Below are 20,000 nucleotides of genomic sequence, written 5' to 3' on the forward strand. Positions count from 1 at the left end.
TCCGCCCCCCGCCTTCTGCCCTCCGCCCTCCGCCCTCCGCCCGATCGGGCAGGACACGCCGCCCGCAGGCCGCCGAGCGGGCGGTACCTGTCGGCCGTCGGCCCCGACCGAGGCAGATCCCGCCCGCTCGCGCCCGCTCGCGCCCGCTCGCACAGGCCGGCGGCGGGCCGGTGGCGGGCAGACGGCGGGGCGGCGGCGGTGCGGCGGGGTCCGCGCCGGCGGCGTCGGACGGGAGGCGCACGGCGGCGCCGCGCCGCGCCTCCCGTCCGACGAGTGGGCAGGACACGCCGCGCGCAGGCCGCCGAGCGGGCTTGATCCGTCGCCCGCCGGATTCGACTGTGACAGATCTCGCCCGCTCGCGGATGGAGCCCTGGTCACCGCCCCGACCCGCACCCGTCGTCGGCGCCCACCGCGGTCGCACGACGTGCCGTCCGCTCCCGCTCCGGTGGCAGGACCTGCCGTCGCGTCGGGAGGTGAGCGGCAGGTCGTGCGACCAGGACCTGCCTCCGAGTACCCGCCTGCCGCGCCGGCCGACCGGCCGCCGACCGGCCGCAGCGCCGCAGCGCCGCGGCGCCTACGCCCGGGCGATCTCCGTGACGGACGAGTGGCCCGTGTCGGGGTGCTTCCGCATCGACAGCAGGCGCTCCATCGACGGCTCGAGTGCGGTGACCTTGTCGAGCGGCGCGCTCACCACGAGCTGGAACCCGAGCCGGAGCCACGCCGTCACGGCACGCCCGGCGAACTCCGAGTCCGCCTTGATGAACGCCTCGTCGAGGAACACCGGCGCGAACCGGGGCCGCGGCCGGGTCTCGTCGCCGAGCTGGTAGCGCAGCGCCGCACCCACGATGAACGCCACCAGCTCCTGCGTCTCGCCACCCGACTTGTCCCCGAGCGAGGAGTACACGCCGAGGTCGTTGCCCTCGGGGTCGTACCGCACGGCCGTGATCTCCATGTGCCGGCGGACGTCGAGCACGGCGTCGCGCTGGGTCGTCCGTCCACGTGCTGCGGCCGGGTCGGGGCGGATGACCGCCATGAACCGACGCAGGCGGCGGAAGCGGGTCTCGAGCACGTCGTCGGTCAGCTCGGTGTCGACCGACGCCGACAGCGCGCGGAGCTCCCGTCGGAAGGCGGTGACGTCCTCGCGGGTGACCCGGCGGATCTGGATCTTCAGGCGGTCCCTGTTCGCACCGAACGGCAGCTCGCGCAGGATCTCGTTGACCGGTTCGAGCCGTTCCTCGATCTCGACGACCGCGCGGTCGAAGGCACCGGCGAGCGGGACGAGGTCCTCGCCGCTCCACTGCGACAGCCGCCGACGCCACTCGCTGCGGCGCGCGTGCAACCCGGTCGCGAGGATCTGGTCGAGGATCGCGTGGTAGTCGGGGTACGACGCGACACCGGTGCCGAGGTTCGGGTCGGGCCAGGCGTCCTGGTACCGCTGGAACGTCAGCGTGAGCGCGGTCGAGGCGGCGGCGGCGCCGTCGAGCGCCTGGGCGAGCCGTTCCTCGAGCCGGCGTCGCAGTCGGCGCGCGGCGTCGTCGAACCCGTCGATGCCGTCCGGGGCGCCGACCTCCTCGAACGTCTCGGCGAGCAGCCGGGACTGCTCGTCGTCCGGCAGCGACTCCGGGGTGTCCTCGAAGCGGGCGAGGATCTCGGCCGCGGCGTCCTGGCCGTCGACGAGCACCGCGTGGCGTTCCTCGAGCCGCGTGACGGAGAGCCGTGCACCGGCTCGACGGTCGGCGGCTTCGTCCAGGGCGCGACGGAGCCGGGCCACCGACTCGCGCAGGGTCCGGAGTCCGTCGTCGGCGGCGAGCAGCGCCTGCCGCTCGGCGTCGAGCCGCGCCAGGGACTCGTCGAGCCCGGCGACGTCGATGCCGTCCCAGGTGGTGTCGACGACCTGCTGGTGTGCGGCGCGCAGGGCGTCGAGGGTCGCGATGTCCTGCGCGACGTCGGTGCGTCGGGCCTCGAGCGTCGCGAGGTCCTGCGCGATCGCGGCGAGCTCCCGCTCGACGGAGGCCATCCGGGCCTCGTTCGTGAAGCCGATGACGTTCGACTGGCGTCGGTCGCCGTGCGCGCCGCGACGGCCGTCCCGGAGCTGACCGGACGGGGTCACGCGGCGGCCGCCACCACCGAGCTCGGCGGCGGAGTCGACGCACCGTGCGTCGATGCGGTCGGACTCGATGCGTTCGCGGACCCAGGTGCTGAACGGGGAGTCCTTGATGGTCAGCTTGCCGGAGACCATCGCCGGGTCGCCGTCGAGGTCGAGGTGCGGGCCGGTGGGCACGCCCTCGAACTGCACGCGGACCGGGAGCTGGAGCGCGTCGATCGCCTCGCTGAAGGACGACAGCTGGTCCTCGTCGACGAGCAGCGTGCGCGCGACGGGTGCCAGCACGGACTCGATGGCCGTCCGCCAGTGCTCCTCGGCCGGGAGCACGTCGAGCAGCTCGGCGACGAACGGCAGCGCGTCGGGGGAGATGCCGGCGGCCCGGGCCATCGCCAACCGCGCCTCGTGCATCGGCAGCGGCATCGCGCCCTGCCGGTGCTCGAGGGAGCGGCGCTCCTGGCGCAGGGTCCGCTCGCGGTCGAGGAGCGGGTACTCCTCGCGCGTCAGGGCGTCCCGACGGTCGTCGAGCTCGGCGCGTGCCGTCGCGTACGACCCGAGGAACGCGTGCGACGCCGCCTGCGCCTCGGTGAACGTGCGCTCGGAGGTGAGCGTCAGCCCGAGCGCGGTGGTGCGCTCGTCGAAGGTCGCGCGCGCCCGGGCGACCGCGTCGCGCTCCCGGGTCCGGCGGTCGATGCGGTCCTCGAGCTGCGCGAGGGCGTTGCCGCCCTGGTCACGGAGGCGTCCCTCCGCCTCGCGGAGCTCGACCTCGACGGCGGCGTGCCGGGCCTCGGTCGCAGCGACGTCGGCCCGGGCTGCGGTGCGCTCGCGTGCGTTGCGTTCGACCTCGGCGTCGAGCAGGGCACGCTTCCGCGATGCCGTCCAGTGCGCGAACGGCGAGACCTCGGCGCCGGTGGCGATGCCGTCCAGGGCGTCCGCCGCGGCTCTCGACCGGGCGATCTCGTCGTGCAGCTCGACGATGGGGGAGAGGATGCGGACCTTGCGCTCCTCGGTGTCCATCGCCTCGTACGCCTCGTCGAGCGCGGAGAAGTGCGCGAGGGCGCGGTCGGCCGCCTCGTACGTCCCCGGGGTCTCGAGCACGAGCGACTTGTAGAGCGCGTCGACCGTCGGCAGGTGCTGCCCGGCCTGGATCCGCGCGAGCAGGCGCATGGCCCGGTTGCCACCACCGGAGTCGCCGATCCCGAGCCGGGTCTGGAGCGTGTACGCGAGCTCCTGGTAGGTGTCCCGCACGACGAGCCCCGGCACACGTCCGGTCAGCTCGAGGTGGTGGAAGCGCGACGGCACGAAGTCCTCGAGCCGGCGGAGGTCGAACGTGTCGTCGACCGTCGCCATGGTCATCTGGATGTCGCCGACGCCCCGCGCCCGCTTCGGCACGAGGTACGCGCGCAGCACCGTGAAGCGCCGCTCGTCGTCGTTCCGGAAGGTCACGGCGACGGCGCCCCAGGTGGTCTGGTCGTCGCCGCGCAGGTTCACGTCGCGCAGGGCGCCCGTCTCCGGGTCGCGGCGGGTGTCCACCTTGCCGCGCAGGTACGTGAGCAGGTTCCGCTGGTCGGCGCTCCGCGCACGCCCGGTGGTCGCGTCGTTCGAGGCGCCGTTGAACGGCACGTCGGACGGCATCATGACGGCCAGGTAGGCGTCCATCAGGGTCGACTTGCCGGTGCCGGAGGCGCCCGAGATCAGCGTCGCGGTCCCGGACAGCTCGACCTGACGGTGGCCGTGGAAGCCGCCCCAGTTGACGACCTGCATCGACTCCGCCCGCCACTGCGCGACGGTGTCGAAGAGCGCCGGCAGGGCGCCGGTGTCGATCGCGGTGTCGGTCATGCGTCCGTCTCGCCTTCGTCGTCGGGGTCGGTCGGCTCGGCCGGGAGGCCCGTCACGGCTCCGTCCGTCGGCGCACCGCCGTCGGTGGTCGCGTCGCGGAGCCACCGGTCCAGTTCGCGGAGCTGCTCCAGGGGGAGCAGGACCTCGACGACACTGGCCACGCGGAAGCGGTCGGGGTCGGTCGTGCGGATGAGGATGCGTGCGGTCACGAGTCGCTCGACGGCCTTCGCGACGCGGGACTCGTCGCGGGTGCGGTCGGTGGTCGCAGGCAGGAAGCCGGACACGTGCCCGATGATCTCGGACCGGTCGACCACGACCTGGTCGAGGCCCGGCCGGGCGTCCGCGCGGAGGCGCATGCGCAGGTAGACGAGGACGATCGTCTCCTCACGCGTCCACGGCACGTCACGCAGCAGCGTCGGGAAGGCCCGGCGCTGGCTCTCGGACCGTGCCTGGCGCTTCCAGGCGACCTCGCGGTCGCGGTCGACGTGCAGTTCGAGGAAGAGGTCGTTCAGCCGCGACCGGAGCTGGTGCTCACCGTCGGTGATCGCGCGCCACTCGTCGGCGTGCGTCCGCGCGCTCACGTAGGTGTGGCGGAGCAGCGCGACCAGGGCGCGGCGCTGCGGCTCGTCGAGCCGGCCCTCGTCGCCCTCGAAGAGGGCGAAGCTCGACTCGTCGCGTTCCTCGTCCTCGTCGTGACGCTCGTCGAGGACGGGGTCGGAGCCCTCGGGGTCCGTCTCGTCGACGGGAGCCGTCGTGGTGTCGCTCACCGTGCCTCCAGGCCGTTGTCGTCGTCGTGCTGGTCGTCCGCCCCTGCGCCGGTCAGGGACGCCGAGGGCATGTGGAAGGTGACCGTCTCGCCGTCCGGTCGCACCGTGCGGTGCGGGACCAGGTGGGTGGCGGTCTCGAAGTCGTCGTTGCCGGTGAGCAGGTGCGCGAGGCCGAAGAGCTCGACCGGGCGGCGCTGCTCGGGCGGCAGCGCGTGGAAGGCCGAGACGCTGTCCGGGGCGCTGCGGAGCGCTGCGCGGAGCTCGGCGAGCAGCGGTCCGCCGTGGCGGCGCAGCGACTCCACGTCGAGTTCCTCGAAGACGTCGTCGTCGGGCTCCTCGATCGGCGGTGGCACCGCCTCGTTGTCGGGGTCGTAGAAGCGCTCGCGCAGGGTGCCGACCTCGGCGGTCGCGGGGAGCAGTCCGAGCGGGACGCGGTCGCGGGCGGACCCCGAGTCGATCCACGCGGCGAGCCCGCGGTTCACCGAGCGGAGCACCGCGTCGAGCTCACGGTCGCGGACGACGTCGTGGGCGACGATCTGGTCGCGGAGCGTCGCGGTGAGCTGGCGTCGCTGGGCGAGCACGTCCTCGATGCCCTGGCGCAGGATGCTGACCGTGTTGCGGAACGCCCGGCGCTCGCCCGCTCCGAGGGACTCGGCGAAGGGGTGCGCGAGGATCGTCGCGATGTCGTCCCGGAGCCGGAGCAGCAGGGCGTCGTCGCGCAGCAGCTCGAACGCGCCCTCGAACGCCCGACCCTCGGGAGTCGCCTGCATGAGGTCGTCCGTCCGGGCCAGGTAGTCGTCGAGGATCTCGCCGATCGGACGGACCTCCTGCCGGAAGTCCTCGACGATCGAGCGGTGCATCGTCGCGACCGCCTCCTCGACGCGCTTGAAGTCGCTGGGCAGCTGCCGGATGAGGTCGGCCACGTTCGTGTAGCCGTCGTGCATCCGGGCGTCGTCGACCTCGGTGACCTCGCCGCGGGCGATCCGCTCGCGTTCGGCCTGCAGCTCCGCGATCTGGGCGTCGATGCGACGGACCTGCACGTCCGGGTCCGGCTCCGCGCTGGCCGCCCAGCGGTGCACGGCCTCGACGATCATCGCCAGGCGGCTCTCGCTGATGAGCGCCCGGTCGGCGCTCAGGGCGTCGACGAGGTTCAGCGCCTCGAGGGCGTGGCTCGTCAGCGAGTACTGCTCGTCGCCGTCGGGGGAGTTCGAGCGGACCAGCCACTGCGCCGCCACCCAGTCGCGACAGAGCGCGCGGCCGTTCGGGCGGGCGTCGGTCTCGTTCTCCCCGTGTTCGCTCGCGGGGACGCGGGCACCGGTGGACTGCAGACGGGCGACGTGTTCCTCGACCTGCAGGTGCATGCGGTCGGCCGGGACGTACTGCACGTCGCGGTCGAACACCGTGCGGAACACCGCGATGACGGCGGCGCTCGTCGGGCGGGACATCAGCCGGAGGGTCGGGCGGTCGAGCACCGCGCGCACGCGGGAGAACTCGAGGTCGACGTCGGTCATGGGTCCTTGCTCGCTGGTGTGTCGTGACGGTCCGGGCCGAGGAACGAGAAGAGCCCGACGCGTGTGCGCCGGGCTCTGCTCGGGTGTTCTTCAGGCCCTGAATGGGCACGTGGGCGATACCAGACTCGAACTGATGACCTCTTCGGTGTGAACGAAGCGCGCTACCAACTGCGCCAATCGCCCCCTGCACTTGCGTGCCAGTCGATAGTAGCGGACGTTCGGGCCTGCACCGAACACGGCGCGTCACCCGGGTGTGGCGCGGGTGCCCTCGGTGCCTGGTGCCTGGTGCGTCTCGCTCGTGCGTGGTGCGTGGTGCGTGGTGCGTGGTGCGTGGTGCGTGGTGCGTGGTGCGTGGTGCGAGTGTGTGGTGCTCGTGCTGATGCGTGCTGGCGCCGGGTGAGAACGGGCGTACCCGGTGAGAACAGGCGTACCTGGTGCTCCGCGACGACCAGGTACGCCCGTTTCCACAGAGCACCGCGGCCGTCATGGGAAAGAACGGGCACTCGAAAGCCCCGCGATCCGCATGAACGCGGGGGACACGCCCGGTGAACGAGGAGGATTTTGGCGGAAGGCGTCCGGTTCGTATAGAGTTCTTCTCGTCGCCGCGACAGCGGAGAGACAGGAGCGGCCCTCGGGTCGCCGAAATGCGGATGTGGCGCAGTGGTAGCGCATCACCTTGCCAAGGTGAGGGTCGCGAGTTCGAATCTCGTCATCCGCTCGAGTGTGGGAGTCCCCGGACGACCACGACTCACCAGAGGGTATCCCACCGTTCGGGTACTCACGGAGACGTGAACCTCGATGGTGGGGTGGCCGAGAGGCTAGGCAGCGGCCTGCAAAGCCGTCCACGCGGGTTCGAATCCCGTCCCCACCTCCAGCAACACCCTCCAAGATCCTGCACGACCCTGGTCAGCAGATCTCTGGGCGATTGGCGCAGCGGTAGCGCGCTTCCCTGACACGGAAGAGGTCACTGGTTCGATCCCAGTATCGCCCACCATCTGAGAACCCCCGCTCCGGCGGGGGTTTTCTCGTTCCTGCGGTCGGAACACGGGATCCGCGACGACACCCCTCCATCGCCCGTGGCCGTCGCCGAGGTGGTGGCCGTCGTCGGCCGGTCGGGAACGACTACTGGACGATGTGCAGTGCCCTGAGCCGATCGACGAGCCCCGCGGCGTCCGACGGCATCGCCGCGGAGATCGGGCGGAGGGTCTCGGACCGATCGACGGGGCCGACGGCCCAGCACCGCTTGCCGAGTCCGGAGGCGATGCCTGCTTCGACGTGCGCGGCAGCGCCCGCAGGGAGCACGAGCACGAATTCGTCGGCTGCCCGGAGCGCGGCGAGGTCCTGTTCGAAGCGCTTCCGCACCGCCGTCGAACCGAGCGCAGCGTCGTCGGCACCTCCTGCGACCCCGAGGACGGCGGCCTCGTCGTCGTCGTCCTCCGCTCGCACGAAGGTGCCCGGACCACCTTGTACGGTGTCGGTGACGAGGAGGATGCCGTGACCGTGGAACGGGTGCTCGCCGGTCCGTGCGTGGCGTGGCCGGAGGACAGCAGCTTCATCCGAGAGGTCCTGGACCGCACCGGTGACAAGTGGACCGTGCTCGTGATGACCACGCTCGGCGACCGGACCCTGCGCTACTCGGACCTGCTGGCGAGCATCCCCGGCATCTCGCAGCGGATGCTGACCGTGACACTCAAGGCACTCGAGCGCGACGGACTCGTGGTCCGGCAGGCCCACGCGGAGATGCCGCCCCGGGTGGACTACGGCGTGACCGACCTGGGTCGGTCGTTGCAGGTCGCGGTGATGCAGCTGGCGCAGTGGGCTGCGGAGAACCACGCCGCCGTCGCCGCGAACCGGGCGCTGCACGAGCGGATCGGCGTCGGCCGGGCACGGTCCGTCGACGCGGACACGCACCCGGCCGGATGACCGTACGGCACCGAGGTCGAGCGCCCAGTTGCGCAGCGCCGCACCGCCGACGGTGACGACGGTCCTGCCCGGGCGCTCCGGGCCGACCTGCGTACAGTGGGCGCACGAGGGGGAGCACATGGGGGAGATCCGGCGCGACGAGGCGGCGGCCGGCACGACGACGAGATCCGGGTCGAGGACACACTGCACAGCGCTGCTCGGTCCGACCACGGCACTCGTCCTGCTCGTGCTCACCGGCTGCGCGAGCACGGCACCGCGCGGCTCCGAGGTGGATGCGGCGACCGCGAAGCGGTCGATCGTCGATCTCGTCGAGCGGTCGACGTCCGCGGTCGGTGGCGACTGGACGGTCTACCGTGGCCCGGCGGTCGAACCGTGCGGACAGGACGTCGGGGATCGCGTCCGGTACGTCTACATCGTGGAACGAGCCGGCTCCACCACCGGGCGGCAGCGTGACGTCGAAGCCGTGCGTGCGGTCTGGGAGGACGCGGGCACGGACGTGGTCGACACGGACACGGGTGGTGCAGGCACGCGGGTCGGCATCCGCGGGACCAGCGGTTCGGTGACCTCCATCGGTCTCGATGCGGGGCCGGATCGGTACAGCATGTCCGGGGTCAGCGTGTGCGCGCCCGGGAACGCCTCGGAGCTGCGGGACGACGAGTTCGGGGACGAACGGTGAGTCGCGGGACGAGCTGGATCGCCGTGCTCGTCGTGACCGCAGCGGTCCTCACGGCGTGCAGCGCCGACCCCGGCGGATCCGGGACGGATGCGTCCCACGCGAAGCGGTCGATCGTCGACGTGGTCGAGCACACCACGGAGTCGATCGGCGGGGACTGGAGCGTGTACAGCGGCCCGGCGGCGGAGCACTGCGAACGTGCCGGCGCTGCGCCCGGAGCTCGCTGGAGCTACGTCGTCGAGCGGACGGCTCCGGACGGAGTGGACCCGGCCGCTGACGTCGAACGGGTCGAGCAGGAGTGGAACGAACTCGAGATCACCACCGAGCGCTTCGCGAGCGGATCGGCGGACCCCCTGCTCGGCGTCCGCGGTGCCGGAGGGCCCGTGACGTCGATCGGGTTCGACGCCTTCCCCCAGCGCTACAGCGTGACCGCGGAGTCGACCTGCTTCGACGGGAGCGTCGCGGAACTCCGGGGAGCGGGGAGATCGTGACCGATGACCGGCGGACCTACCGGATCGTCTCCCGCATCGGCTTCACCGCTGCTCCGGCGATGTTCTTCCTGCCGCTCCTCGTCCCGATGTTCTCCGGCGGCTACCGGTCGTGGCCGATCGTCTGCATGACGGCGGCGTTCGCGGTGCTCGTCTCCGCGTCCTCGTTCGCCGCCATGGCGAGCACGCCACCTGACGGGAACCCCGGGGCGCACCAGCTGTGGGCGATCCCGGTCGCCGTCGTCGCCCTGCTGCCCGGGGCGGTCCTCTCCTCCGGGCTGTACCTGACGGTGGTCGCCCTGCTGAGCCAGGCAGCTGCGACAGCGCCGGGCTGACGGAAGACGCCCGCCTGACAGGACACGCCAGCCCGACGACGGGCGCGGACGGTGCTCGTCAGACCGGCCGGTAGATCGCGATCGGGGGAGCGGACGGGTCGCCGTCGTCGTGCGCGTCGCCCGTGGCGAGCCAGGTGCGACCCTCGTGCTCGATGGTCGTCGGCAGGTTGCCGTGCACGAGGATGCGGACGGCCGGCGAGTCGCCGTCGATCAGGTCCACACCGTGTGCCTCGGTGCCACCGGGGTTGTCGTGCACGTAGCTCATGCCCCGAGTGAACCCGGTCGGCCTGGGAGTCCGGGACCGTCCGGCCGCTCGCAGGGTTCGGGTCGCCGCGATCGGCCGGACGAGGGGTGGGTGGCCCCGGCGCCCCGCCCGGACGGACTCGGGGCACCGAGGAAGCATCCGGAGCCGACGGCGGCTCGGATGGGTCGGCGTCCGAGGCTTGCGGTTTCCCGCAATCCCGCACCCGACGGCGATCGACGGTGCGTGCGACGCGCCCGGCTGCGCCGTGGATCACGGTCGCGGGAACGGTTCGGGGTAGAGTGTGCGTGTACGCGGATGTGGCGCAGTGGTAGCGCATCACCTTGCCAAGGTGAGGGTCGCGAGTTCGAATCTCGTCATCCGCTCGGAACACGAAGGCCCTGGTCACCGACCAGGGCCTTCGTCGTCTCAGGCCCGGTCTCCTCGGAGAACCGGGACGACCAGGACTGTCACGCGCCGCCGAAGCGCTCTGCTCGGACGTCGGACAGGTCGTGGCCGAGCTCGCCGAGCCACCGCAGCACCTGCTCGACGAACGGGGTCGACCCGCAGACGTAGACGAGCGCTCCGGACCCGGGCGGCAGGACGGCCCGATCGAGTCGCTCCTGTGTGAGACGCCCCACGGGTTCGTCGGACCCCTCCGGAGCGCGTCGGCTGTACACGTGCGTGACCTCGAGCGGCGCGGCCGCGCGCAGGGCGTCCGCGAGCTCCTCGCGGAAGAACACGTCCTCCGGCGTGCGGGTGGCGTACAGCAGCCGGAACGGCGTCCGGTCGGCGGCCTCGGCGTGCGCGGTGACCATCGGGAGCAGCGGGACGATGCCCGACCCGCCGGCGATCAGCTGCACGGGCCTCGTCGACGCACCGGGCCGCCACACGAACCACCCGCCGAGGGGCCCGTGCACGTCGAGGGCGTCGCCGACCTCGATCGCGTCGACCAGGAACGGGGAGACCTCGCCGCCCTCGACCCGGTCGACCGCGAGCGTCACCCGGGTGCCCGCACCGGACGAGGCGATCGAGTAGGACCGCGACGCCTGGTAGCCGTCCTCGGCGGTGAGGCGCAGGTCGAGGTGCTGCCCCGGGTCGTTGCCCGGCCAGGTCGGGACGTCGAGGACGATGCGGCGCGCGACCGGGGTCTCCGGTGCGACGGAGGCGACGGTGGCGGCGTGCCAGGCCGGCCGTCTGCGGGCGGGGGCCGACGCGCTCGGGGCGGTCCGCGCCTCCAGGCCGTCGACGGGGGAGGGACCGCTCACCAGTACCGCTCCTCCTTCCAGGGGTCGCCGTGCATGTTGTAGCCGGCGTTCTCCCAGAAGCCCGGCTCGTCCTCGGCCTGCATGACGATGCCGCGCACCCACTTCGCGCTCTTCCAGAAGTACAGGTGGGGCACGAGCAGGCGGGCCGGGCCACCGTGCTCGGGGGTGAGGGGCGCGCCGTCGGCCTCGAAGGCGATCCACGACCGTCCACCGAGCAGCTCGGCGCGTGGCACGTTCGTCGTGTAGCCCCCGAAGCTGTGCACCGTGCAGAAGTCGAGCGAGGTCTCGACGTCCGCGAACAGGCGGTCGAGGGAGACGCCACGCCAGGGCATGTCGAGCTTCGTCCAGTGGGTGACGCAGTGGATGTCGACGGTGACGTCCTCGACGCCGAGGGCGTGCACCTCGTCCCAGGTCCAGGTGCGGAGCCCCGTCTCGGTGCGGATGGAGAAGCTCCAGTCGGCCGGCTCGATGTCGGGGGTGGCCCCGGCGGAGAGCACCGGCCAGTCGCGCACGAGGGTCTGTCCGGGCGGGATGCGCGGGTCGTCGCGGTCGTCGCGGCGGCCGCCGAAGCCCCGGGTGAACGTCGCCATGGAAGCTCCTCGTCTCGGTGCGGCGGCTCCCCGCCGTCCCGCTCGGTCCGGCGCTCCCGCGGACCCGCCGTGTAACGGATCGGTAAACACTGGAGCGCGTCGTCACCAGCGTACCGATGCCCTCGGATCGGTGCGCCCACGGGCATCGAGGGGGCGCCGAGCGGCCGTCGGGCCGAGGAGCGGGGCTCGCGCTCCGAGCTGGCTCCCTCTATCGTTCACCGGAACGATTACCAGGAGGGGTCACCCCGAATGCAACCCATCGTCCACGACGACCGCGACGTCCGCGGTCCCAGCCGGCGCACACTGCTGACCGGTGCCGCCGGGCTGGCCGGGCTCGGCCTGCTCACGCTCACCGGGTGCAGCTCCGGCGCGGCAGCCGGCACCGCGGCGCTGCCCGAGGCCGCCGCGACCGGCGCGACCCGAGCGGGGGGACGGCTCCGGGTGGCACGCCCCGCTGCCTCCGCCGCGGAGACACTCGACTCGGCCAGCTCGCTGTCCGCCTACGAGTACCTCGGTGCCCTGTACAACCGGCTGGTCAGGCTCGACGAGCAGGGGACGACCGTACCCGACCTCGCCGAGGAGTGGTCCGCGAACGCCGACGGCACCGAGTGGACGTTCCGTCTCCGGCGTGGCGTGCGCTTCCACGACGGCGCACGGTTCACCGCGGACGACGCGATCGCGAGCATCCGGCACATCCTCGACGAGGCGACCGCGTCGCCGCAGGCCGGGGTCCTCGGTGAGGTCATGGACGCCTCGTCGATGACCGCGGTCGACCCGCACACGCTCCGCTTCGCGCTCACGAAGCCGAACGCCGAGTTCCCGTCGCTGCTCACCGCTTACCAGTGCTACATCGTGCCGGCGGGCGCCGTCGCGGACATCGGCCGGACGGGCATCGGCACCGGTCCCTTCCGCCTCTCCTCCTTCACGCCCGCCGGTGCCGGGAGCGTCGAGGCGTTCGAGGACCACTTCGCGGGCCGCCCGACGCTCGACGGCATCGACTTCTTCTCCGTCCAGGACACCACCGCGCGCGTCAACGCCCTGCTCGCGGGCCAGGTCGACCTCATCTCGCAGACGAACCTCGACTTCGCCACCGCCCGGGTCGTCGCGGCCTCGGACCGAGCGACGATCGCCCGCTCCACGAACGCGCAGTGGTACACGATCCCGATGCTCGCGACGAGCGACGAGTTCGCCGACCCGAGGGTCCGACAGGCGATGAAGCTCGCGTACGACCCGCGGACGATCGTCGACACGGCCCTGCAGGGCACGGGGGCGCCCGGCTGGGACAACCCGGTGCCGCCGCAGCTCGCCGCCTTCGTCGACGAGCACCGCGAACACGACCCGGACAAGGCGCGCGCACTGCTCCGGGCCGCCGGTGCCGAGGGGCTCCGCACGTCCATCTACACGTCGTCCTACGAGTCGGTCTTCACCCCGATGGCGGTGGCCTACCGCGACGCGGTCGCCGACGCGGGCATCCGGCTGACGATCCGGAACGCGAGCGCCGACTCCTACTACACCCAGATCTGGATGCAGAAGCCGCTCATGGTGAGCTACTGGTTCACCGGGCGACCGATCGACCAGCTGCTCAACCAGATCTTCCGCACCGGATCCTCCTACAACGAGAGCGCCTGGTCGAACCCGACCTTCGACACGCTCCTCGACGACGCCCGCGCCGAGATGGACGACGCGAAGCGCCGGACGCTCTACCAGGACGCCCAGCGGCTCGTCGTCGAGGACGGCGCCGACATGACCCCGATGTTCGGGGACCGCCTGGTCGGGCTGTCCCGCGACGTCGTCAACTACTCGGAGTACGGCTTCGAGTTCGACTGGCTCCGGATCGGACTGCGCCGATGAACGTCCTCGTCCCCGCCCTCCGTCGACTCGGCATCGCCGTGCTCACGGTGGTCCTCGCATCACTGTTCGTGTTCCTCGCGGTGCAGGCGCTGCCCGGCGACGTCGCGCAGCAGCTGCTCGGGCAGAACGCGACGCCCGAGGCGGTCCAGCAGCTCCGGGCGACCCTCGGACTCGACGAGAACGTCTGGCTCCGGTACCTGCAGTGGCTCGCCGGCGCCGCACACGGCGACTTCGGCACGTCGCTCGTCAGCGGCGAGCCGGTGGCGCCGACGCTCCTCACGGCGTTCCGGAACAGCATGCTCATCGCCCTCCCGGCGATGCTGGTCGGCGTGACGCTGTCGCTCGCGCTCGGCGTGCTCGCGGGTGTCCGCCGCGGTCGTGCGACCGACCGGATCGTCTCGACCGTCAGCCTCCTCGTGATGAGCGTCCCCGAGTTCATGGTCGCGACCGTCCTGGTGCTGCTGTTCGCGATCGGCCTGCCGGTGTTCCCGGCCGTCGTGCTCCGCGGGAGCGACGCCACCGTCGCGGAACTCCTGCCGACCGTCTGGCTGCCGATCGTCGTGCTGACGCTCGCGATGGCGGCGTACATCCTCCGCACCGCGCGCTCGTCGACCATCGACGTGATGGCGTCCGAGTTCGTGACCACCGCCGAGCTCAAGGGCCTGACGATGCGCAGGGTGGTGTGGAAGCACGCACTGCCGAGCGCGCTGCTGCCGACGCTCAACGTCATCGCGCTCAACGTCGCCTGGCTGCTCGGCGGGGTGGTGGTCGTGGAGAACGTCTTCAACTACCCGGGCATGGGCAAGCTCATGCTCGAGTCGGTCTCGAACCGCGACCTGCCGACCATCGAGGCGATCGCGCTGCTGAGCGCCCTCGTCTACGTCGTCTGCAACCTCGCGGCCGACCTCGTCGCCCTCGCACTCGACCCGAAGCTCCGCACGCGGCAGCGCCGCACCCGGACCCGCCCGGTCCGCAGCACACGGAAGGCCCACGCATGACCGCCGTCGCCCCACGCTCCCGCAGCGTCCTCGGCGCGGCCGTCGCGCCGTTCCGCAGCTCGACGGCACTCGGCGTCGGCCTCGCGTTCATCGCCGTGCACCTCGTGCTGGCGGTGCTCGCGCCCGTCATCGCCGGACACGACCCCGTCGCGACGGACGCCGCGGACGTGCTCGCCGGCCCGAGCTGGGCCCACTGGCTCGGCACGGACCAGTACGGACGCGACCTGCTGTCGCGCACGCTCAACGGCGGCCGGTACGCGCTGCTCGTGACCTTCCTCGCCACCACCATCGCCGTCGCCGTCGGTAGCGTCCTCGGCTGCGTCACGGCGTACGCGGACAACTGGTTCGACGAGGTCGTCATGCGCGTGGTCGACGCGCTGCTCAGCGTGCCCTCGATCCTCGCGCTCCTCGTCGTCGTGACCGTCTTCGACGCCGGACTCTGGGTCATCGTGCTCGCGGTGACCGTCGTCTACGCACCCGCCGTCACCCGCGTCGTCCGTGGTGCCGCGCGGACGGTGATCACGCAGGACTACGTCACCGCGGCCCGCGCCCGCGGCGAGCGCGCCGTGTCGATCGTGTTCCGTGAGATCCTGCCGAACGTGCTCGACGTCGTCCTCGTCGAGTTCGCCATGCGGGCGTCCTGGATCGTCCTGCTCGTCGCGTCGCTGTCCTTCCTCGGCTTCGGGGCGAACCCACCGACGCCCGACTGGGGGCTCATGGTGCAGGAGAACCGGACGGCGCTGACCGTGGTGCCGCTCGGCACCCTCGCGCCGATCGTGGCGCTGGCGACGCTCGTCGTCGGCCTCAACCTCGCCGCCGACGGGCTGGCCAAGTCGCTCGGCGTCGACCGCGCACAGCAGGGAGCGGGCGCATGACCGACCAGCAGACCGTCCACCGCCCGCAGGCGGGGGAGCCCGAGCAGCGGCCGCTCGTGCGCGTCGAGGACCTCGCCGTGTCCTACGCCGCCGGGCGTCGCACGGTGCCCGTCGTACGCGGCGTGTCCTTCAGCGTCGCCGCTGGTCGCACGCTCGGCCTCGTCGGTGAGTCGGGCAGCGGCAAGTCCACCGTGGCCCGCACCCTGCTCGCACACCTGCGCGCCGGGTCGCGCATCACCGACGGCCGCGTCCTCGTCGACGGTCAGGACGTCTTCGCCCTCTCGGCCGCGGGGCGTCGGGCGCTGCGGGGCGGGACGGCCTCGGTGGTGGCGCAGAACGCCGGGCAGGCGCTCACCCCGTCGATGCGCGTCGGGGAACAGGTCCGCGAGGCCCTGCGCGCACACGGCGAGCCCGACGGGCCCGACCGCGTCGTGGAGCTCCTGCGGCTCGTCCGGCTCCCCGACCCCGACACCATCGTCCGGCGCTTCCCGCACCAGCTCTCCGGTGGGCAGCAGCAGCGCGTCGCCATCGCCATGGCGGTCGCCGCGCGCCCGCGCGTCCTGGTGCTCGACGAACCGACGACCGCGCTGGACGTGGTCACGCAGGCGGCCGTCCTCGACCTCGTCGCCGATCTGGGCCGCGAGCTCGGCATGGCCGTGCTGCTCGTGAGCCACGACCTCGGGGTGGTGTCCGCGATGGCGGACGAGATCGCCGTCATGCGCGCCGGTGAGGTCGTCGAGCACGCCGCGACGGCGGCGCTCTTCGCCGCGCCGCAGCACGAGTACACCCGCGCGTTGCTCGCCGCGGTACCGGACGGCCGACGGCCGGAGCAGCGACGGCCGGAGCAGCGCCGGACGGGAGGCGCGGACCGCCCCCGGCGCGACGCGCGCGTCCCCGGGACGGTCGCCGACACCGCGACCGGCAGCGCGCCTCCCGGGTCGCCGGTCGAGCCGGCGGTCGAGCGCCCCGTCGTCGACGCCCAGGACCTGGTGGTCCGGTACCGACGCGGCCTGCCGGCCGCCGTCGACGGTGTCTCGTTCGCCATCGCGCCGCGCGAGACCCTCGCGGTCGTGGGGGAGTCGGGCAGCGGGAAGTCCACGCTCGCGACGACCCTCGCCGGCCTCGTGCCCGCCGAGTCGGGCTCGTTCACCTACGACGACGGCACGGTGCGCGGTGACCTCCGCGAACAGGTCGCGGCGCGGTCGCAGGAGCTCCGACGTGCCGTGCAGCTCGTGTTCCAGAACGCCGACACCTCGCTCAACCCCCGTCGCACCGTCGGTGCCGCCGTCGGTCGGCCGCTCCGGCTGTTCACCGGGAGCTCCTCGCGGGCGCGCGTCGGCGAACTCCTCACGCAGGTCGGACTCGGCCCGGAGTACGCCGACCGGCTGCCGGCGCAGCTGTCCGGCGGACAACGGCAGCGCGTGGGCATCGCCCGCGCTCTGGCAGCCGAGCCCCGGCTCGTGATCGCCGACGAGATCACCACGGCGCTGGACGTGCAGGTCCAGGCCGGCATCCTCGCGCTGCTCGACGACCTCCGCCGCGAGCGCGGGCTGAGCTGCCTGTTCATCAGCCACGACCTCGCCGTCGTGCGGGGCGTCGCCGACCGGGTGGCGGTGATGACCGGCGGGCGCATCGTCGAGGTCGGTCCGACCGAGCGCGTCTTCACCGGGACGAACCACCCGTACACGCGCACCCTGCTGCGGGCGACGCTCGAACCGGGGCAGACCGAGCTCCCCGACGTCGGCGACGGCGTGCAGCGCTGGCGGGACGCCCCGGGCTGGACGGACCACGGCGACGGACACCGCACGAGGAACTGGGAGGACGCATGAGCACCCCGCACCTGACCGCGATCGGTCCCGACCCGCGGCTGCCCGAGGGCGTCACGGTCCGGGACGAGTGGATCCCGATGCCCGACGGCGTCCGGCTGCACGCGCGCACCTGGGCTCCCGCCGACCCCGACGGACCGCTGCCGGTGCTCCTGGAGTACCTGCCGTACCGGCTCGACGACTGGACCGCCCCCCGCGACTCCGAACGGCACCCCTGGTACGCGCAGCACGGGTACGCGTCGGTCCGGGTCGACATCCGCGGCACGGGGTCGTCGGACGGCTTCTTCGACGACGAGTACAGCGAGCAGGAGCTCCGTGACGGCGAGGCGGTCATCGCGTGGCTCGCCGCGCAGCCGTGGTCCTCGGGTGCGGTCGGGATGTTCGGCATCTCGTGGGGTGGCTTCAACGCGCTGCAGCTCGCCGCACGGGCCCCGGCGGCCCTGCGGGCGATCGTCACGGTGTGCTCGACCGACGACCGGTACGACAACGACGTGCACTACGTCGGCGGTGCGGTCCTCGGCATCGACATGACGGCCTGGGGCGCCACCATGTTCGCCTTCAACTCGCGACCGCCGCGTCCCGAGGTCGTCGGGCCGGACTGGGTCGACCGGTGGCGGGCACGGCTGGACCGGAACCGGCCGATGACCCCCGTGTGGCTGTCGCACCAGGAGCGCGACGACTACTGGCGGCACGGCAGCGCGGGTGAGGACCACTCGGCGATCCGGGCAGCGGTGCTCGCGGTCGGCGGGTGGGCGGACCCCTACCGGGACGCCGTGCTCCGCCTGGTGGAGCACGTCGACGCACCGGTGAAGGGCATCGTCGGTCCGTGGTCGCACCAGTACCCGGACCGCGGTCTCGCGCCGGGGCCGTCCATCGGGTTCCTGCAGGAGACGCTCCGGTGGTGGGACCGGTGGTTGCAGGACGTCGACACCGGGGTCGAGGACGACCCGGCCCTCCGCGCCTGGATCAACGAGGGCGAGGCCCCCGCCACCCACTACGCCGAGCGCCGGGGCCGGTGGGTCGCCGCCGAGGCCTGGCCGTCGACCGCCTCCGCCGACCGCACGGTCCCCCTCGACCTGCTGCGCGGTGGTGGGGACGGCCCGGTGGTCGTGCGGTCGCCGCAGCACACCGGGGTCGACGCCGGTCGGTTCTTCCCGTTCGGCAACGCCACCGACCTGCCGCCGGACCAGCGCGCCGAGGACGGCCGCTCGGTGTGCTTCGACCTGCCCGTCGACGAGGCGTTCGACGTCCTCGGCAACGTCACGGTGCGCCTCACCGTGACGAGCGACCTCCCGCGGGCGACGCTCACGGTCCGGCTGTGCGACGTCGCGCCGGACGGGTCCTCCACACTCGTGACCCGCGGCGTGTGCAACGCCGCGAAGCGGGCCGGAGCCGACCGTGCCGACCCGCTCGAGCCCGGCGTGCCGACCGAGCTGGACGTCCGGCTCGTCTCGACCGGACACCGCTTCGCCGCGGGCCACCGGGTGCGGCTCGCGGTGTCCTCGTCGTACTGGCCCTGGGTCTGGCCGCACGGTGCCGCGGCGACCGTGACGCTCGACCCGGCGGCGTCGTCCGTCACCCTGCCCACGTGGACGAGGGCGACGGACGACGGTGTGCGGTTCGAGGAGCCGATCCGGTCGACCCCACTCGCGATCGAGCGGACCTCGCCCGTCGACCCGCTGCCGCAGCGGACCGTCACGCACGACGTGGAGACGGGGGAGTGGACCCTCGACGTCGACCCGGGGTACGGCGGCGGCCGCGTCTACCCGGACGGGCTCGTCTTCACCGAGGACGCGCGCGAGACGTACCGGATCCGACAGGACGACCCGACGAGCGCTCGTGCCACCTCGCGCTGGGCTATCGGGCTCGACCAGCCGGAGTGGGCGGCACGGGTCGAGACGACGTCGGACGTGACCGCGACGGCCGACGCCTTCCAGCTGGTGAACACCGTGCGCGCCTGGGCCCGCGACGGCGCGACCGGAGCGCCCGAGGTGCTCGTCGCCGAGCACACCTTCACCGACGAGGTCCCGAGGACGTCGGCGTGACCGGGGCCTCCCGCGTCCGGCAGCGTCCGGAGGTGCGCCGGGCGATGATCGTCGACGCGGCGCGCGCGGTCATCGTGCAGCGCGGCGTCGGCGCGACGGGCCTCCGCGACATCGCGGCGGCGGCGGACGTGTCGGTCGGCACGGTGACCTACCACTTCGGCAGCGTCGCGGAGATCCTCAACGAGGTCGTCGTGCTCGAGACGGAGCGCTTCTACGGTGCGATCGTCGCCGCGGTGGACGCCGAGCCGGACCCCGTGGTCGGACTCCGGATGCTCGTCGGACCACTGTTCGGCGACACCGAGCAGGTCCGGCAGCACTGGCGCATCTGGTCGGACTACTGGACCGCCGTCGCCCGACGGCCGGAGGTCGCAGCGGAGTACGCCGAACGGATCCGCGTGTGGGAGGCGTGCCTCGTCCGTGTGGTCGAGCGCGGGCTCGCCGACGGCGTGTTCCACACCGAGGACGGCCCGGAGGTCGTGGCGCTGCGACTCGCGGCCTACAGCGACGGTGTCGCGACGCAGATCGCGCAGGGCGTCCCGACCCTCACCAACGCGGTCGCACTCGCGTGGATGTGGCGGTTCCTGTCCCAGGAGCTGGGGATCGACGCGGCGACGATCGCGGGCGCGGGGCAGGGGACCCCCGACGAGGGCTGACGTGCCCCGGTCCTGC

17 protein-coding genes and 5 tRNA genes are annotated in these 20,000 nt (G+C 72.9%); 14 read left to right on the forward strand and 8 right to left on the reverse strand.

All coding sequences use genetic code 11. The features are described 5' to 3' along the window. Nucleotides 1-574: 574 nt before the first annotated feature. From NI26_RS07740 to NI26_RS07755, 4 genes are all read right to left on the reverse strand, one after another. Nucleotides 575-3,940 carry an ATP-binding protein gene (locus NI26_RS07740; RefSeq protein WP_066654212.1) on the reverse strand — a complete coding sequence of 1,122 codons (3,366 nt, stop codon included), beginning with the start codon at nucleotides 3,938-3,940 and terminating at the stop codon, nucleotides 575-577. Beyond that, nucleotides 3,937-4,707 carry a DUF4194 domain-containing protein gene (locus tag NI26_RS07745; protein WP_066654213.1) on the reverse strand — a complete coding sequence of 257 codons (771 nt, stop codon included), beginning with the start codon at nucleotides 4,705-4,707 and terminating at the stop codon, nucleotides 3,937-3,939. Before NI26_RS07745 ends, NI26_RS07740 begins: the two co-directional genes overlap by 4 nt. Then, nucleotides 4,704-6,218, reverse strand: coding sequence for a DUF3375 family protein (locus tag NI26_RS07750; RefSeq protein WP_066654214.1), 1,515 nt, complete (start codon nucleotides 6,216-6,218; stop codon nucleotides 4,704-4,706). The genes NI26_RS07745 and NI26_RS07750 overlap by 4 nt, the downstream gene beginning before the upstream one ends. 110 nt (nucleotides 6,219-6,328) lie before the next feature. Further along, nucleotides 6,329-6,401 (reverse strand) — tRNA-Val (locus NI26_RS07755). Nucleotides 6,402-6,864: 463 nt separating this feature from the next. Here NI26_RS07755 and NI26_RS07760 point away from each other — a divergent pair. The 3 genes from NI26_RS07760 to NI26_RS07770 all read left to right on the forward strand — a co-directional run bounded on the left by NI26_RS07760 (nucleotide 6,865) and on the right by NI26_RS07770 (nucleotide 7,212). Further along, nucleotides 6,865-6,936 (forward strand) — tRNA-Gly (locus NI26_RS07760). Nucleotides 6,937-7,018: 82 nt separating this feature from the next. After that, nucleotides 7,019-7,092: transfer RNA gene (locus NI26_RS07765), tRNA-Cys, on the forward strand. Nucleotides 7,093-7,137: 45 nt separating this feature from the next. Further along, nucleotides 7,138-7,212: transfer RNA gene (locus NI26_RS07770), tRNA-Val, on the forward strand. A 128-nt stretch (nucleotides 7,213-7,340) separates the two neighbouring features. On the opposite strand, the gene NI26_RS07775 is transcribed toward NI26_RS07770, so the two are convergent. After that, entirely contained in the window at nucleotides 7,341-7,664 is a 324-nt protein-coding gene (locus NI26_RS07775) for a hypothetical protein (protein ID WP_066654215.1), read from the reverse strand. Nucleotides 7,665-7,712: 48 nt separating this feature from the next. Between NI26_RS07775 and NI26_RS07780 the strand changes: the two genes are divergently transcribed. From NI26_RS07780 to NI26_RS07795, 4 genes are all read left to right on the forward strand, one after another. Then, the gene (locus NI26_RS07780) at nucleotides 7,713-8,141 is read left to right on the forward strand and encodes a winged helix-turn-helix transcriptional regulator (RefSeq protein ID WP_066658199.1); all 429 of its coding nucleotides are present in this window, start codon (nucleotides 7,713-7,715) and stop codon (nucleotides 8,139-8,141) included. 118 nt (nucleotides 8,142-8,259) lie between these two features. Further along, complete coding sequence (locus NI26_RS07785) at nucleotides 8,260-8,817, forward strand: hypothetical protein (RefSeq protein WP_066654217.1); 558 nt, start codon at nucleotides 8,260-8,262, stop codon at nucleotides 8,815-8,817. Further along, nucleotides 8,814-9,305 (forward strand): hypothetical protein, encoded by a 492-nt coding sequence (locus NI26_RS07790; protein WP_066654219.1) that lies wholly within the window; start codon nucleotides 8,814-8,816, stop codon nucleotides 9,303-9,305. The genes NI26_RS07785 and NI26_RS07790 overlap by 4 nt, the downstream gene beginning before the upstream one ends. Beyond that, a complete protein-coding gene (locus tag NI26_RS07795; protein WP_066654221.1) occupies nucleotides 9,302-9,637 on the forward strand; it encodes a hypothetical protein in 336 nt (111 codons plus the stop codon). The genes NI26_RS07790 and NI26_RS07795 overlap by 4 nt, the downstream gene beginning before the upstream one ends. A gap of 58 nt (nucleotides 9,638-9,695) precedes the next feature. On the opposite strand, the gene NI26_RS07800 is transcribed toward NI26_RS07795, so the two are convergent. Next, nucleotides 9,696-9,902 carry a hypothetical protein gene (locus tag NI26_RS07800; protein WP_066654223.1) on the reverse strand — a complete coding sequence of 69 codons (207 nt, stop codon included), beginning with the start codon at nucleotides 9,900-9,902 and terminating at the stop codon, nucleotides 9,696-9,698. A gap of 290 nt (nucleotides 9,903-10,192) precedes the next feature. Here NI26_RS07800 and NI26_RS07805 point away from each other — a divergent pair. Next, a tRNA-Gly gene (locus tag NI26_RS07805) sits at nucleotides 10,193-10,264 on the forward strand. Between the two features lie 84 nt (nucleotides 10,265-10,348). On the opposite strand, the gene NI26_RS07810 is transcribed toward NI26_RS07805, so the two are convergent. Together NI26_RS07810 and NI26_RS07815 are read right to left on the reverse strand one after the other, a co-directional pair. Next, on the reverse strand, nucleotides 10,349-11,146 hold the full coding sequence (locus NI26_RS07810) for an FAD-binding oxidoreductase (RefSeq protein WP_235426589.1): 798 nt from the start codon (nucleotides 11,144-11,146) through the stop codon (nucleotides 10,349-10,351). Beyond that, nucleotides 11,143-11,736: a molybdopterin-dependent oxidoreductase gene (locus NI26_RS07815; protein WP_066654225.1), complete on the reverse strand. Its 594-nt coding sequence runs from the start codon at nucleotides 11,734-11,736 to the stop codon at nucleotides 11,143-11,145. Before NI26_RS07815 ends, NI26_RS07810 begins: the two co-directional genes overlap by 4 nt. 249 nt (nucleotides 11,737-11,985) lie before the next feature. On the opposite strand from NI26_RS07815, the gene NI26_RS07820 reads away from it, so the two are divergent. Genes NI26_RS07820 through NI26_RS07845 form a run of 6 tightly spaced genes read left to right on the forward strand, consistent with a single transcriptional unit; the run spans nucleotide 11,986 to nucleotide 19,984 of the window. Beyond that, nucleotides 11,986-13,587, forward strand: coding sequence for an ABC transporter substrate-binding protein (locus NI26_RS07820; RefSeq protein WP_066654227.1), 1,602 nt, complete (start codon nucleotides 11,986-11,988; stop codon nucleotides 13,585-13,587). After that, nucleotides 13,584-14,585: an ABC transporter permease gene (locus tag NI26_RS07825; RefSeq protein WP_066654229.1), complete on the forward strand. Its 1,002-nt coding sequence runs from the start codon at nucleotides 13,584-13,586 to the stop codon at nucleotides 14,583-14,585. The genes NI26_RS07820 and NI26_RS07825 overlap by 4 nt, the downstream gene beginning before the upstream one ends. Next, complete coding sequence (locus NI26_RS07830; RefSeq protein ID WP_066654231.1) at nucleotides 14,582-15,460, forward strand: ABC transporter permease; 879 nt, start codon at nucleotides 14,582-14,584, stop codon at nucleotides 15,458-15,460. The genes NI26_RS07825 and NI26_RS07830 overlap by 4 nt, the downstream gene beginning before the upstream one ends. Then, on the forward strand, nucleotides 15,457-17,289 hold the full coding sequence (locus NI26_RS07835) for a dipeptide ABC transporter ATP-binding protein (protein WP_066654233.1): 1,833 nt from the start codon (nucleotides 15,457-15,459) through the stop codon (nucleotides 17,287-17,289). The genes NI26_RS07830 and NI26_RS07835 overlap by 4 nt, the downstream gene beginning before the upstream one ends. Further along, the gene (locus NI26_RS07840) at nucleotides 17,286-19,331 is read left to right on the forward strand and encodes a CocE/NonD family hydrolase (protein ID WP_066654235.1); all 2,046 of its coding nucleotides are present in this window, start codon (nucleotides 17,286-17,288) and stop codon (nucleotides 19,329-19,331) included. The genes NI26_RS07835 and NI26_RS07840 overlap by 4 nt, the downstream gene beginning before the upstream one ends. Further along, nucleotides 19,328-19,984, forward strand: coding sequence for a TetR/AcrR family transcriptional regulator (locus tag NI26_RS07845; protein WP_066654237.1), 657 nt, complete (start codon nucleotides 19,328-19,330; stop codon nucleotides 19,982-19,984). The genes NI26_RS07840 and NI26_RS07845 overlap by 4 nt, the downstream gene beginning before the upstream one ends. The last annotated feature ends 16 nt before the right edge of the window (nucleotides 19,985-20,000 follow it).

Source organism: Curtobacterium sp. MR_MD2014, assembly GCF_000772085.1.
Taxonomy (GTDB): domain Bacteria; phylum Actinomycetota; class Actinomycetes; order Actinomycetales; family Microbacteriaceae; genus Curtobacterium.